15 protein-coding genes are annotated in these 13,676 nt (G+C 41.2%); 13 read left to right on the top strand and 2 right to left on the bottom strand.

All coding sequences use genetic code 11. The features are described from left to right. Window positions 1–108 precede the first annotated feature (108 nt). The 9 genes from rfbB to glmM all read left to right on the top strand — a co-directional run bounded on the left by rfbB (window position 109) and on the right by glmM (window position 8,646). The gene (rfbB, locus tag SHEWPOL2_RS14200) at window positions 109–1,188 is read left to right on the top strand and encodes a dTDP-glucose 4,6-dehydratase (protein WP_037429263.1); all 1,080 of its coding nucleotides are present in this window, start codon (window positions 109–111) and stop codon (window positions 1,186–1,188) included. 66 nt (window positions 1,189–1,254) lie between these two features. Then, window positions 1,255–2,115 carry a glucose-1-phosphate thymidylyltransferase RfbA gene (gene rfbA, locus SHEWPOL2_RS14205; RefSeq protein WP_037429265.1) on the top strand — a complete coding sequence of 287 codons (861 nt, stop codon included), beginning with the start codon at window positions 1,255–1,257 and terminating at the stop codon, window positions 2,113–2,115. 84 nt (window positions 2,116–2,199) lie between these two features. After that, complete coding sequence (gene rfbD, locus SHEWPOL2_RS14210) at window positions 2,200–3,075, top strand: dTDP-4-dehydrorhamnose reductase (RefSeq protein ID WP_037429268.1); 876 nt, start codon at window positions 2,200–2,202, stop codon at window positions 3,073–3,075. 73 nt (window positions 3,076–3,148) lie between these two features. Continuing rightward, window positions 3,149–3,697, top strand: coding sequence for a dTDP-4-dehydrorhamnose 3,5-epimerase (gene rfbC, locus SHEWPOL2_RS14215; protein WP_037429271.1), 549 nt, complete (start codon window positions 3,149–3,151; stop codon window positions 3,695–3,697). Continuing rightward, window positions 3,697–4,752, top strand: coding sequence for a DUF1972 domain-containing protein (locus tag SHEWPOL2_RS14220; RefSeq protein ID WP_037429274.1), 1,056 nt, complete (start codon window positions 3,697–3,699; stop codon window positions 4,750–4,752). Before rfbC ends, SHEWPOL2_RS14220 begins: the two co-directional genes overlap by 1 nt. A 254-nt stretch (window positions 4,753–5,006) precedes the next feature. Beyond that, complete coding sequence (locus SHEWPOL2_RS23200; RefSeq protein WP_239642765.1) at window positions 5,007–5,552, top strand: MraY family glycosyltransferase; 546 nt, start codon at window positions 5,007–5,009, stop codon at window positions 5,550–5,552. Further along, window positions 5,500–5,994, top strand: coding sequence for a hypothetical protein (locus SHEWPOL2_RS23205; protein ID WP_239642766.1), 495 nt, complete (start codon window positions 5,500–5,502; stop codon window positions 5,992–5,994). Before SHEWPOL2_RS23200 ends, SHEWPOL2_RS23205 begins: the two co-directional genes overlap by 53 nt. Before the next feature lie 143 nt (window positions 5,995–6,137). Beyond that, the gene (wecA, locus tag SHEWPOL2_RS14230; protein WP_037429278.1) at window positions 6,138–7,199 is read left to right on the top strand and encodes a UDP-N-acetylglucosamine--undecaprenyl-phosphate N-acetylglucosaminephosphotransferase; all 1,062 of its coding nucleotides are present in this window, start codon (window positions 6,138–6,140) and stop codon (window positions 7,197–7,199) included. 94 nt (window positions 7,200–7,293) lie between these two features. Beyond that, complete coding sequence (gene glmM / locus SHEWPOL2_RS14235; RefSeq protein WP_037429281.1) at window positions 7,294–8,646, top strand: phosphoglucosamine mutase; 1,353 nt, start codon at window positions 7,294–7,296, stop codon at window positions 8,644–8,646. Window positions 8,647–8,797: 151 nt separating this feature from the next. On the opposite strand, the gene SHEWPOL2_RS14240 is transcribed toward glmM, so the two are convergent. Then, a complete protein-coding gene (locus SHEWPOL2_RS14240; protein ID WP_037429284.1) occupies window positions 8,798–9,208 on the bottom strand; it encodes a DUF86 domain-containing protein in 411 nt (136 codons plus the stop codon). Next, window positions 9,201–9,623, bottom strand: coding sequence for a nucleotidyltransferase domain-containing protein (locus tag SHEWPOL2_RS14245; RefSeq protein WP_050991371.1), 423 nt, complete (start codon window positions 9,621–9,623; stop codon window positions 9,201–9,203). The genes SHEWPOL2_RS14240 and SHEWPOL2_RS14245 overlap by 8 nt, the downstream gene beginning before the upstream one ends. Window positions 9,624–9,874: 251 nt before the next feature. Here SHEWPOL2_RS14245 and SHEWPOL2_RS14250 point away from each other — a divergent pair, with 251 nt between their 5' ends. The 4 genes from SHEWPOL2_RS14250 (at window position 9,875) to SHEWPOL2_RS23215 (ending at window position 13,017) form a co-directional block, all read left to right on the top strand. Then, window positions 9,875–11,242: a HipA domain-containing protein gene (locus SHEWPOL2_RS14250; RefSeq protein ID WP_037429286.1), complete on the top strand. Its 1,368-nt coding sequence runs from the start codon at window positions 9,875–9,877 to the stop codon at window positions 11,240–11,242. Then, window positions 11,239–11,619 carry a helix-turn-helix transcriptional regulator gene (locus tag SHEWPOL2_RS14255; protein WP_086024051.1) on the top strand — a complete coding sequence of 127 codons (381 nt, stop codon included), beginning with the start codon at window positions 11,239–11,241 and terminating at the stop codon, window positions 11,617–11,619. Before SHEWPOL2_RS14250 ends, SHEWPOL2_RS14255 begins: the two co-directional genes overlap by 4 nt. Window positions 11,620–11,819: 200 nt before the next feature. After that, window positions 11,820–12,476 carry a hypothetical protein gene (locus SHEWPOL2_RS23210; RefSeq protein WP_239642767.1) on the top strand — a complete coding sequence of 219 codons (657 nt, stop codon included), beginning with the start codon at window positions 11,820–11,822 and terminating at the stop codon, window positions 12,474–12,476. A gap of 40 nt (window positions 12,477–12,516) precedes the next feature. Then, entirely contained in the window at window positions 12,517–13,017 is a 501-nt protein-coding gene (locus tag SHEWPOL2_RS23215; RefSeq protein WP_239642768.1) for a hypothetical protein, read from the top strand. Window positions 13,018–13,676: the final 659 nt, after the last annotated feature.

The raw sequence follows: 13,676 nt of genomic DNA on the forward strand, positions 1-13,676 counted from the left end.
GGGAATCCTGAGATACTCAATTTGTATCCAATGATGACTTGCTAATGACGTCGATTTCTGATTGTATTTGTTCAATAAAAAAATTAATAAAAAATTAGGTTTTATAATATGAAAATACTTGTTACTGGTGGTGCAGGATTTATTGGTTCTGCAGTTGTTCGTCATATAGTTAATAATACTGCTGATAGCGTAGTTAATATTGACAAACTGACTTATGCAGGCAATTTAGAATCGCTTGTAAGCGTGGCGACAAGTGAGCGTTATGCATTTGAGCAAGTCGATATTTGTGACCGTGCTGAGCTGGATAGAATCTTTTCACAATATAAACCTGATGCAATAATGCATTTGGCCGCAGAGTCCCATGTTGACCGCTCTATCACTGGCCCTGCTGATTTTATTCAAACTAATATTGTGGGTACGTATACTTTGCTTGAAGCCTCCCGAGCTTATTGGACTAGCCTCGATGAGGTTCGTAAGGCAGCATTCCGCTTCCATCATATTTCAACGGATGAAGTGTATGGTGATTTGCCACATCCTGATGAACAAGAAGGCCAAGTGGTCAATCAAGAACTGCCTCTATTTACCGAGACAACGCCTTATGCTCCGAGCAGCCCATATTCTGCCTCTAAAGCTTCTAGCGACCATTTAGTTCGCGCTTGGCTTCGTACTTATGGTTTACCGACGATCGTAACCAATTGTTCCAATAACTATGGACCATATCATTTTCCTGAAAAGTTGATTCCACTAGTCATCCTTAATGCTCTTGAAGGTAAGCCATTACCTATTTACGGAAAAGGCGACCAGATCCGCGATTGGCTGTATGTTGAAGACCATGCTCGTGCACTATACAAAGTGGTTACAGAGGGTAAAGTTGGTGAAACCTACAATATTGGTGGCCATAATGAAAAACAGAACATAGAAGTGGTTCAAACCATTTGTAGCATCTTGGACTCATTAGTACCTAAAGCAACGCCTTATGCTGAGCAAATTACCTATGTAACCGATAGGCCTGGCCATGATCGCCGTTATGCAATTGATGCAAGTAAAATGAGTGCAGAACTAAATTGGCAACCACAAGAAACTTTTGAAACTGGCCTGCGTAAAACCATCGAATGGTATTTAGCTAACCAAGAATGGTGCCACCACGTTCAGGATGGTACTTATCAGCGCGAACGTTTAGGAATCTAAGCCCTTTAACCATTTTTTAACGCTCTGATTTCTAAAATCTGGCGTATATTTTCTAGGAACTTTTTAATGAAAGGAATTATTTTAGCTGGCGGTTCTGGTACACGGTTGTATCCACTCACCCGAGGTGTGTCAAAACAACTGTTGCCAATTTATGATAAACCAATGATTTACTATCCTTTATCTACGCTAATGCTTGCCGGAATTCGAGATATATTGGTTATTACCACTCCTGAAGATAACGACAGCTTCAAACGATTATTAGGTAATGGGTCAGATTTTGGCATTAACTTGAGTTATGCCGTTCAACCCTCTCCCGATGGTTTAGCTCAAGCTTTTATCATAGGTGAAGAATTTATCGGTGACTCACATGTGTGTTTGGTGCTTGGTGATAATATTTTTTATGGTCAATCTTTTTCAAAGACACTTAAAAATGCTGCGAATCGTCAAACTGGGGCAACTGTTTTCGGCTATCAAGTAAAGGATCCTGAGCGTTTTGGTGTTGTCGAATTCGATGCTGAGATGAAGGCGGTTTCTATTGAGGAAAAACCACTCCAACCTAAATCATCTTATGCAGTGACAGGACTCTATTTTTACGACAATAAAGTGGTGGAACTAGCGAAACAGGTTAAGCCTTCACATCGCGGTGAACTTGAGATCACTACGCTTAATGAAATGTATCTCAAGGCTGGTGAGTTAAATGTCGAGCTTCTTGGTCGTGGCTTTGCTTGGTTAGACACTGGAACACACGAGAGTCTGCATGAAGCATCCTCTTTTGTGCAAACCATTGAGCACGTTCAGGGCTTAAAAGTGGCTTGTTTAGAAGAAATTGCCTACCGCAATGGTTGGTTAACTGCAGATCAACTTAAAGAACTCGCGAAACCCATGCTTAAAAATGACTATGGTCAGTATTTAGCACACTTAAAGTAGTCTTGATTGCTTTGTGTTGAATGCTGAGTTTTCTGTCTCAGCATTCAGCATTTACTTACACCTCACAATTCACAATTCAACACTATGAAAATATTAGTCACCGGAAGTAATGGCCAGGTAGGTAGCTGCGTAGCAAAGCTCTTAAACCAGATACCAGAGATTGAATTTTTGGCTGTAGATCGTGAACAGCTCGATATTACTGACTGTGAAGCAGTAAACAAACTGGTTAATGAATTCAAACCTGATGCCATTATTAATGCAGCGGCGCACACTGCTGTTGATAAAGCAGAGCAAGAAGTCGAACTTTCATATGCCATTAACCGTGATGGTCCACAATTTTTAGCCCAAGCTGCTAACAGTGTTGGTGCAACCATACTACATATCTCAACCGACTATGTATTTGCAGGCGATAAAGTTGGTGAGTATGTTGAAACTGATGATGTTGCACCACAAGGAATATATGGAAAAAGCAAACTCGCAGGCGAACTTGCTGTTGCTGCTGCTTGCCCACGTCATATTATTATGCGAACTGCTTGGGTGTTTTGCGAAACTGGTAATAACTTTGTAAAAACCATGCTTCGATTAGCGCAATCCCGAGATGAACTTGGTGTTGTAGCTGATCAATTTGGTGGCCCAACCTATGCTGGTGATATCGCTAATACACTTATTGAAATAGCCAAAGCGCTGCATGCAGGCAATACTCACTACGGGATTTATCATTTTTCTGGGTTGCCTCATGTTAGTTGGTATCAATTTTCCTGTCAGATCTTTAAGCAGGCCAAGGCACAGAAGCTCGTTAGGAAAGATATGCTGGTAAACGGCATATCTTCGGATCAATACCCAACACCAGCTAAACGTCCTGCAAACTCTAAATTGGATTGTCGAAAAATTGAGCAGGTCTTTGGTGTTAAACCTTGCGACTGGCAAGCCGCTTTAAATAACTTAATGGGTTATGTTTAAATCTTAGTAGTTGCTTATCACTTCGAACTCACCCGTTGTATTCACAATTAAAGATTAACTACACACTAATCATATGAAGATAATTGATACTAATATTCCTGATATAAAAATCATTGAGCCAACGGTGTTTGGTGATGAACGTGGATTTTTTATGGAAACCTGGAACCAGAAGCAATTTGAAGAACTAGTAACTGGTATGCCGACTAATTTTGTACAAGATAATCACTCAAAGTCGAAAAAAGGTATTTTGCGAGGTCTACATTATCAAACCAAAAATACTCAAGGGAAATTAGTTAGAGTAATTAGTGGTGAGGTATTTGATGTTGCTGTAGATATTAGAAGAAACTCACCAACATTTGGTCAATGGGTAGGTGAGTATTTATCTGCTGCGAATAAACGCCAGTTATGGATACCAGAAGGTTTTGCCCATGGTTTTTATGTAACTAGTGATGATGCAGAGTTCGTTTATAAGTGTACAGATTACTATAACCCATCTGCCGAGCAATCAATTCTTTGGTGTGATAAAGATATCGGAATTCGTTGGCCGTTAGTTGGTAGTCAACCATTACTATCACCCAAAGATATTGGTGCACTGAACATGTATGAACAGGATTTGCTCTAATGAAGAATGTTGCTGTTATTGGTACTGTTGGTATACCTGCTTGTTATGGAGGTTTTGAGTCATTAGTTGAGAATTTAACTAGTTATTCAAATAGCAATGTAAAATATCATGTGTTTTGTTCAAGTAAATCATATCCTGAACAATTAACAGAATATAATGGGGCTAGTTTAAGTTATATCCCGTTAAGTGCAAATGGGATACAAAGTATTCCATATGATATCTATTCTCTAATTTGTTGTCTTTTCAAAAGACCTGATGTTACGCTGATTTTAGGGGTTTCAGGTTGTTTGTTTCTGCCAATATATCGTTTATTTTCAAATTCTAAAATAGTTACTAATATAGATGGTTTAGAATGGAAGCGTGAGAAATGGGGGCGTTTGGCTAAAAAGTTTTTGAAATTATCAGAATCATTTGCAGTAAAATTTTCTGATATAATTATAACTGATAATAAAGCAATTGGTGATTATGTTGATGCGGAGTATTCGAAAAACAATGTAGTTATTGCCTATGGTGGTGATCACTCTATTATTAGTGGTGTTGATGTTGGGCCAACTGATGATTACTTTTTATCTTTATGTCGAATCGAACCTGAAAATAATGTTCAGATGATCTTAGAAGCATTTTTGAATAGCCAACAGAAATTAAAGTTTGTTGGAAATTGGGATGCTAGTGATTTTGGTCGAGATCTGAAAAGGAAGTTTGCAACTAGCCCTAACATTCAAATACTTGACCCTATATATGATATAAATCAGCTGTATAAGTTAAGAAGTCAATGTAAGGGGTATGTTCATGGTCACTCCGCAGGCGGGACGAATCCATCCTTAGTTGAGGCTATGCACTTTGAAAAACCAATTTTTGCTTTTGATTGCGCATTTAATCGATATAGTACTGAAGATAAGGCTTTATTTTTCGCTTCATCAAAAGACCTCTATGATAAACTGAGAACAATAAATGAAAATGAACTTACCGTAATTTCGATGAATATGAAAATGATTGCAGAAAGACGATATACATGGAAAGTTATTACTCAAATGTACGAAGATACTTATCAATAATATTTTATTTTCGTATTCTATAAACTGTAGAGTTTATGGAGAATAGAAATTGTGTTGTTTCTCTTTCCTTTTATATGCAATTTAATAGATGTTTTGGTGTCGGTTAGTGTAGCAATTATGTTTCATATTGCTTTATGTTTCCTTTTTTTACTAGCTAGTGGTTTTTATGTCAACAAACATCGCTGTTTTAGTTGTTTTTTTAGTTTCTTTTATCTAGTTTGTTTGTATTTCGCAAGGTTGCTCAACGGATTGGTTTGGTTGATAAACCGAATGAGCGTAAACATCATACTGGCCAAATTCCCTTGGTCGGTGGGGTGAGCGTATTTATGACCATGATGTTGGTGTTGTGGCTTATCCCAACGCTGTTAATTGAACCAGTTTTGTATGCGAGCTGCGCCTTTATTCTTGTGGTTATTGGTGCGATTGATGACCGCTTCGATATTAGCTTTAAACTTCGGCTAGTGGTGCAGGCGCTTATATCACTGTTAATGATCGTGATAGGAGAGCGCAGTTTATATAATTTAGGCTACTTGATGGGCAGCGAGGCGATATATTTGCCCGAGCCTATTAGTATTTTGCTGACTATCTTTGCGGTTATTGGTGCGATAAATGCCTTTAATATGGTCGATGGCATTGACGGCTTGCTGGGCGGTTTAGCGTCTGTCACCTTTGGCGGCTTAGGTATTTTATTTTATCTCCATGGTATGTATGGTTTTGCTATTTTTTGTGGTTTTGCTGGTTACAGCGATGCTGCCTTATATCATGCTCAATTTAGGTTTTCCGTTCGGGCGACGTTTTAAGGTGTTTATGGGCGATGCGGGGAGCATTTTTATCGGTTTCACGGTGATTTGGTTGCTGATTGTGGCCAGCCAAGGTGAGCGAGCTACTGCTATTCGTCCGGTAACCGCGCTCTGGTTAATTGCATTACCGCTGATGGATATGGTTTGCATCATGATCCGTCGTATTCGTAAAGGCCAATCGCCATTTAAACCTGACCGCGAGCATTTACATCATATCTGCCAACGAATGGGGCTATCCTCTCATTCATCGCTGATGGTTATTTGTACTGCGGCAGCAATAATGGTTGCTGTCGGTATTTGGTCTGAACTTGCCAAAGTTGATGAAAATATTATGTTTTTAGCATTTTTAGCAACATTTGCGTTGTACTTTGGTTTAATCAATAACATCTGGCGTATTACAGCGTTTTGGCGTAAAGACATAAAAGTTTCTAAATCTATTTAATACCTTAGTAAAAATTTTATCATTTTTAATATGAGTGGGCTTATCTGCTGTAGTTTCGACTGTTATAATCCGATGCCATTTTTTAAATAAAGTTTGAGTAGCTGTTCTGTAATCATGATGTATTTAGCTTAAGGAAGAGAGTGATGGAATACTTCATATCGCTTTTGAGCGTATTTTGTTTAACTTGTGTTGCAATTAAAGTCTTGAATCCTATCGCTCAACGAGTTGGTTTAGTCGATTTACCCAATGAGCGTAAGCTGCATGTAGGTGCTATTCCATTAATTGGTGGAGTATCTATCTATTGTAGTGTGCTATTGGTCTCCAGTATTGTTATCCCACAAAGCCAAACCTTTAATTTATATCTTATTTCTGCTGCGTTAATTCTTTTTCTTGGCGTACTGGATGATAGATATGATTTGTCTGTTCGTGTCCGAATCACTGCACAGGTGATTACCGCTTCTATTTTGATTTTTGGTGCAGGGTTACATCTGACAACATTTGGCCATATCCTGCATTTTTTTGAGTTTAAGCTCGGTTATGCCGGCATTTTTGTTACGACTATTGCGGTGATTGGTGCTATCAATGCCTTTAATATGGTCGATGGCATTGATGGTTTAGCGGGTATGCTAAGCCTTGTCACTTTTTCGTCGTTAGCTTTTATATTCTATTGGGCTGGTAATAGCTGGTTTTTATTACCCTTGTTGTTTATTGGTGCAATAGTGGGTTACTTATTGTTCAACTTGCGTTGGCCGTTCCCTTCTTTAGACAAGGTATTTATGGGGGATGCTGGCAGCATGTTGATTGGCTTAACGGTTGTTTGGTTATTGGTGCTGGGGACTCAAGCTGATAGTAACCATTTACACCAAGGGCAGGTGTTCTCGCCAGTCACTGCGTTGTATCTCATCGCGATTCCGTTAATGGATATGGTGGCAATTATGTATAGAAGGATTAAAAAAGGCATGTCGCCGTTTAAACCTGACCGTGACCACTTGCACCATATTTTTGAACGTGCGGGTTATAACCGAAAACAAACCTTGATCAGGATATCACTCGCCTCACTTTTGTTTGCTGCGATAGGTATTGGAGCTGATATAGCTCAAATCCCCGAATCAATTATGTTCGTGTCTTTTTTAGCTATTTTTGCTGCCTATAATTGGGCACTTGCTAATGTGTGGCAAATCCTCACTTGGGTTAGACAAGATTAATTTTTAAGGCCCTTTTTTCAAAGCCTACTAACTATTTCAAAAGCCAGCTAATTCAAGCTGGCTTTTTGTCTTTTAGCGTTTTTAAGGATTTTGTATGTCTAGGAAGTATTTTGGTACTGATGGTGTGCGTGGCAAAGTTGGTAAATTCCCAATTACGCCTGATTTTGCGATGAAGTTAGGTTGGGCGGCAGGTACAGTGCTCGCATCCACAGGCACTAAAGAGGTGTTAATTGGTAAGGATACTCGTAGTAGTGGGTATATGCTTGAATCCGCAATGGAAGCTGGTTTTTCTGCTGCGGGGGTAAATGTGGCATTAATTGGCCCGATGCCAACGCCTGCGGTGGCGTATTTAGCATCAACTTTTAGGGCCGATGCTGGTGTGGTGATCAGTGCTTCCCATAATCCTTTTTATGATAATGGTATTAAGTTTTTTTCAAACACAGGCACCAAGCTGAATGATGCACAAGAGCTTGAAATTGAAGCGCTATTAGAGCAAGCACTTGAGCATAATGCGTTGCAATGTGTTGCTTCTGAAAAACTGGGTAAAGTGCGTCGCATTGATGATGCTGCCGGTCGTTATATTGAGTTTTGTAAAGGCACTTTCCCGAATCATTTAAGCTTGGCGGGATTAAAGATTGTTGTCGATAGTGCCCATGGTGCTGCCTACCATATTGCCCCGAATGTGTATCGCGAGTTAGGGGCCGAGGTGATTAGCATTAATGACAAACCCAACGGCGTGAACATTAACGATCATTGTGGCGCAACACATTTAGATAGCTTGCAATCTGCGGTGATGATCCACGAAGCGGATTTAGGTATTGCGCTTGATGGTGATGCTGACCGAGTCATGTTCGTTGACCATAATGGCCATGTAGTTGATGGCGATGAGATTTTGTTTATTTTGGCTCAAGCAGCATATCAAAAAGGTGAAATGCAGGGCGGGGTGGTTGGTACGCTCATGTCTAATCTCGGATTAGAACTGGCACTTAAACAAATGGATATTCCTTTTGTGCGGGCTAAGGTTGGTGACCGTTATGTGGTTGAACAGCTCAAACAAACGGGTTGGAAACTGGGCGGCGAAGGCTCTGGGCATATTTTGAGTTTGCAGCATGCTTCAACTGGCGATGGCATTGTGGCATCTTTGCAGGTTCTCAAAGCCATTTTAGAGTCAGGTAAACGTTTGGCCGAGCTTAAAGCCGATATGACTAAATTGCCGCAAGTGCTTATCAATGTGCGATTAAATTCTGGCTGCCCTGATAGCATTTTGGCTAAAGACAGTGTTAAACAAGCTGTGCTAACCGCTGAGGAAGTTTTAGGGGACGAGGGGCGAGTATTATTACGCAAATCGGGTACCGAACCCCTAATTCGAGTAATGGTTGAGTCAACGGACATTGCCTTGACCCAACAACAAGCTGAATATATCGCTCATGCAGTCAAAGCGGCATAAGCGAGGAGATAGAATCTAGGGCGTTGCTTCGCAACTGCTAGGACGGCCTTCGGCCTCTAGGACACAACTACGTGTAGAACCTAGAAGCGAAACGCTCTAGCAGGGTGGAGCCCGTTCGGCTTTTGTTGTAAGCGAAGCGTTCCGTCAACCGTCAGCATCTTTGGTCTACTTTTATCACTTCAATAAATTGCTCAAAATCCTCAAGATGATGATGTACAACATGCACAACGATATCGAGGTTGAGTTCTTGGTAGTCATGTACTGCGATGTTTCTAAGTCCGACCATTTTCTTTAAGTTATCAGCTAGTGGCTGAGTAATAACGTTATTTTGTGCGAGTAATGTAAAGCTATCACGGCTACTCTGGGGGATCCCCAGTTGTTGTTGGCGGTTAATATGATTGGCTATGTCGATACTGGCTTCGCAGCAGCGTTGTAAATTGAGGATAACGCTATCTTGCAAGGTGAAGTCTTGTTTGAACTTGCTGCCATCACCATAGACTTGTTGGATACGTTTTATACAGCGCTTGATGGTGGTTATTTTATTGATAATAATGTCATTCAAAGTGACTTCCCCTGTGATCGTTGGCTGTAGTGTTGGCCGTTACGTCATCAATAATTGCCTGTCTTTCTGCTTGTAGATGTTGGTACATTGAGATGGTCTTCATTGCAAAAAGTTCATCATCTTGTGGCCTTCCCCAAAGTTGCTTTCCTTGGGTGACGACCTGCTGGCATAACACTGTGGATGCCGTGCGTAAATCAACAAGATCAACATCAGTATCTAACGCTGAAGCGAGTTTTTGGGCAAGTTGCCAGCGAGCGATATTGTCTAAGATGACATCGGCGAGTACCGCGATATCGATATCGCTGTTGCAGTGTTGCGTACCCTGTGCATAGGAGCCAAACAGGTAGATCAATTTCAACTGCGGAATGTTGTCTCGCAGTAAGTTGATGATAATGTTTTCATTTAGTTGTTGCATAGGCTCATTGCAGGATTTGATGAATACGGGGTGAGTATATAGCATATAAGGCGCTGTCTCTAGGGCGGCCCTTGGATGCCACTACGTGGTGCTAGAATCTAGGCCCTAGAACCGAAGCGTTCCGTTAACTTCTTCGCTCTGCTTTTTCTTCCCTCCTATTTCTGCGCGTTGTAGGTGTCATTAATTGAGGTTTTCTTGATTTTTGAGTGCTATAGTGTTCATTAATTGTCGTCTGCTTTTGGGGATAGGTAATGCAAATTTTAACGGTGCAGATGAACATTGCCGGAGAATGGCGTGATGTTGCTATGGTGGGGTTTTATGCACCTGAGAAGGGTACTGGCGGGCCATGTGTATTAAATTATGATATCGAACATGTCACGTCTTACTTCCATCAATTTGCGCAAACTGCAGTGAGTGTATCGTTACCCGTTGATAATATCCCGTTGCGAAGCCCTCACTGGCATCGTTTTTTAGAAGATATTATGCCGGCAGGCTCCAGTCGGGATTATTGGGTTAAGCGGCTTGGATTGCAGGATTTGCCTAATTTGGAACGGGATTTCCAATTATTGAAATATGGAACTATCGCGCCAATTGGCAACTTACGTATAAAAGAATCGGTGCCTGAAAAGGCTAAAAGGTCATTACCTGTTACCTTTAGCATCGCTGATGTCAGTGAGTTACAGATTGATTTTATTGAGTATGCACAATCTCGCGGTGCTGATGCAGGTGGCGCCTCCGGTGCAGGCGGTGCTGCACCTAAGTTATTAGTGCGATTAAATGAGCAGCATGGTGTTTGGATTGATACCTTTCAAGATGATCCGCGCAATCTCGATCAGCCTTATTTAGTTAAGTTTCCAAGGGGTAAAACCTCCCTGGATAGCGATATTTTGCGTGCAGAGTTTCATTTTTATCATGAGCTTACACAATTGGGCTTTGAGACTATTTCCGTTGACTCGATGAAGCTTATTGAAGCTGAGCGTGGCCCTTCTTTATGGTTGCCACGTTTTGATTATGGTATTGAGGCGGGGGCTATGGTGAGTTATGGCATGGAGTCGGTTTATGCCATTTTAGGTGAGCCGACAGCAAAGCCTTTGCTACATGCCGATGTGATTAGACGGCTTTTGGTCGCGTTTAATAAAAAAGAAAACTACGGTAATACCAGGACGTTACTTGATGTTGGGGCTGAGCTTGAAGGCAAGAGTGGCATTGAGGCGTTTGTGGTTGAATGGGTGCGAAGAGATTTATTAAATATTGCCTTTGGAAATTCAGATAATCATGGCCGAAATACCTCTTTTATCAAGTATGGAAATCGCGTCCAGTTGGCCCCCATTTATGATTTTGCGCCCATGAAAGCAGATTATGAGATGATCACTCGGACCTTTACCTGGGGTGAGGGGATGGAGTTAGGTGGTGTGTATAACTTTCCTGCAATTGCAGAACATTTATCCGATTTACTGTCGCCTAATGAGTTAATGAGCGCTTTGAATGAAACCGCAGTGCGTTTACTTGGTCTTGAGCAGCGTTTACGTCAGCGGGATGTGCCTGAATCGATTCTTGCGCATTCGGGAATTGGTTTTGCAACCTTAGAAGCGAGAATGCAGCAATGGGGGCTATTATGACGGTTTCATCTAATGTTGCAACGGATTCGATTGAAACAAAAGGCAGAGGTGGTCGAAAAAAAATTTCGGTTAATCGAAAGCCTTTGACCCTTAAAGATAGGGAAGATTTATTATTAGCCGCAACATTGGATCTCTTTTCGGGGAAGAAGACTCAAGGCCAAGTACTTAAATGGCTGAGAGTTGAGTTGTTATCACTTAGCCAGGACCAGTATGCCAAAATGGTTGGCGTTAGCCGTAAAGCATTGTCTGATATAGAAAGCGATAAAGGTAAAAACGGTGTTGAGTTGATTAATCGAGTTTTTAGCGGAATCGGATTTCGTATTGCATTAATGCCAAAGGATAGTGTAGTGCTAAAAATGGCGGTAGAGGCGATTTAGAAGCTAAGATCTAGAACGCTGCAAAGCGACGCTGCCAGGGGGCAGATGCAAGAGGTAGATTGCTTTAATTTGCAAGGGTGCAGACGCTGTTATTGAGCGTTCCGTCAACCGTTTACGTTTGTAGTAACTTTGTCGAATTTCTGCATTTTTGGTCTCAAGGGTTGTAAACATTTCATCAGAAGAAAATACTTATGTCATTAATGAGCATCATCAATACTTCAGCTTCAAGTCAATCCCGTAACCGCACGCAAATACTCGAAAAATTGTGGCAAGACTACGAAAAAAAGCAATTAAGGAATAAACGCTATCAAACAAAATTAGAGGTTTTTTATCACGAGTTTACCTCGCAATTACTTGAAAAAGAGCAGGCGATATGTGATGCCTCAGCCCAATGGGTGCGCCATTTATTGACTTTTGTGCCACGTAAATCCATTAAAGGTCGCCAACGGGAGGCGTTGTTGGAATGGATCGAAGAAGAATTAAACGTTATTGAATCGAACCCATTTAATCCTATCAATACTCACGAAATACGCGATAGCTTTACTAGCCAGCTTATGGCTTATCAAGCAACCTTGCCCAAGCAAGACATAGGTCAGCACGAGCTTGATGCTTTTCGTGAAGAGTTAGAATCTATGTTTGGCTTTGAGTTAGATATAGACGATGCAAAACTGTCTGAGCTAATTGATGAACCGGCGAAGTTCCAGGCATTTTTTGAGCAAAAATTGGCTGAGCAGCACAATAAGGCTTTTGATGACGGCGACGCTGAAAATGCGTTTGAGCAAGATGAGGCTGAGTATGATGCCCAAGAGGATGATTTTTTCTTGAATCGACCAACCAGAGCAAGCATTAAGCCTTGAGTTATTTAGCGATAAAACCATGACCAAATTGTATCGACAATTGGCGAATCAATTTCATCCCGATAAAGAGCCTGAGCCTGCGAAAAAGGCGCTGAAAAAAGACTTGATGCAGCAACTCTCTCAAGCCAAGAAAAGCAAGGATGCTGTTGCCTTGCTGATGTTGGCCCTTGAATATTTGCCAGAGTATAAGCTTGAAGCCGATGCAGATATGATTAAACGTATTGAGGCTGCGTTGCAGGTTAAAATTGGTTTGTTAAATCGAGATTATCAATCAATGCAGAATGGCAATGATATTAAAAGTATGATTTGGCAACGTTTTGGGAGTGGTTCAAAAGCGTCACGTGCTAAGGAGTTAGCACAATATGGTGATGTGCTCACGATTGAAACAGAAGAGTTACTCGAAAAAGTCAGTAAGATAAAAACAGTACAAGCGATACAAAAGGAATTAAACCAACGTAGCAGACGGGGGAGTTTTAACGACATTTTTGATTTTGCTATGTTTAATGACGAAAATTTTGATGAATTTTGGCAATACAAATAGCGCAAGGGTGCTGCTTCGTAACGGCTATGCCGCTGCAAAAAACGCTTCAGGACGCACACAATCGCTCTAGAACGCCACTACGTGGCTCTAGGAACTAGACTCTAGCGGCGAAGTGCTCTAGTGTCCTTTGGATGCCGCTTTGCTAAGGATTACAGCAGGTTAAAAGCGGCTATGGGGCGTCACTACGTAACTCACAGTTTACGAATGACGGTATAAAAGTGGGATCCCCGCATCGATGACAGCACCTGTACTCTTTTTTCTCAAGTGTTCTATCTACTGCATCTGACTACCACGGAGGGTGGAAATGTCAGATTTTGTATGGCACAACATTGACCATACGGTCGTTCGCTATCTGGCCAGCTTACAATAGATGAGAACGACGGTTACTCAAGCTAATAGGTCTACAGATTGTTACTTATGAGGTTACAATCTGTAGACCTATGCCTTGCGCGAGCTTAGCCTGAGGTCTTCACTAAGTTACTTATCTGGTAATTTGGTTTAGCTCTGTGGAGCGGCAACGCTGTTACTCATTTGATGTAAAATAATCGTCTTGGCGTCAATTCAAATTGCTTTTCTGGTATTTCGGTGACCACATCTGTTAATCGATTTTAGCGTTGTGATCACCGACTGCTACCGATGATTTCGGGATTTCATCCAAC

This window comes from Shewanella sp. POL2 (genome assembly GCF_000282755.1).
GTDB classification, from domain to species: domain Bacteria; phylum Pseudomonadota; class Gammaproteobacteria; order Enterobacterales; family Shewanellaceae; genus Shewanella; species Shewanella xiamenensis.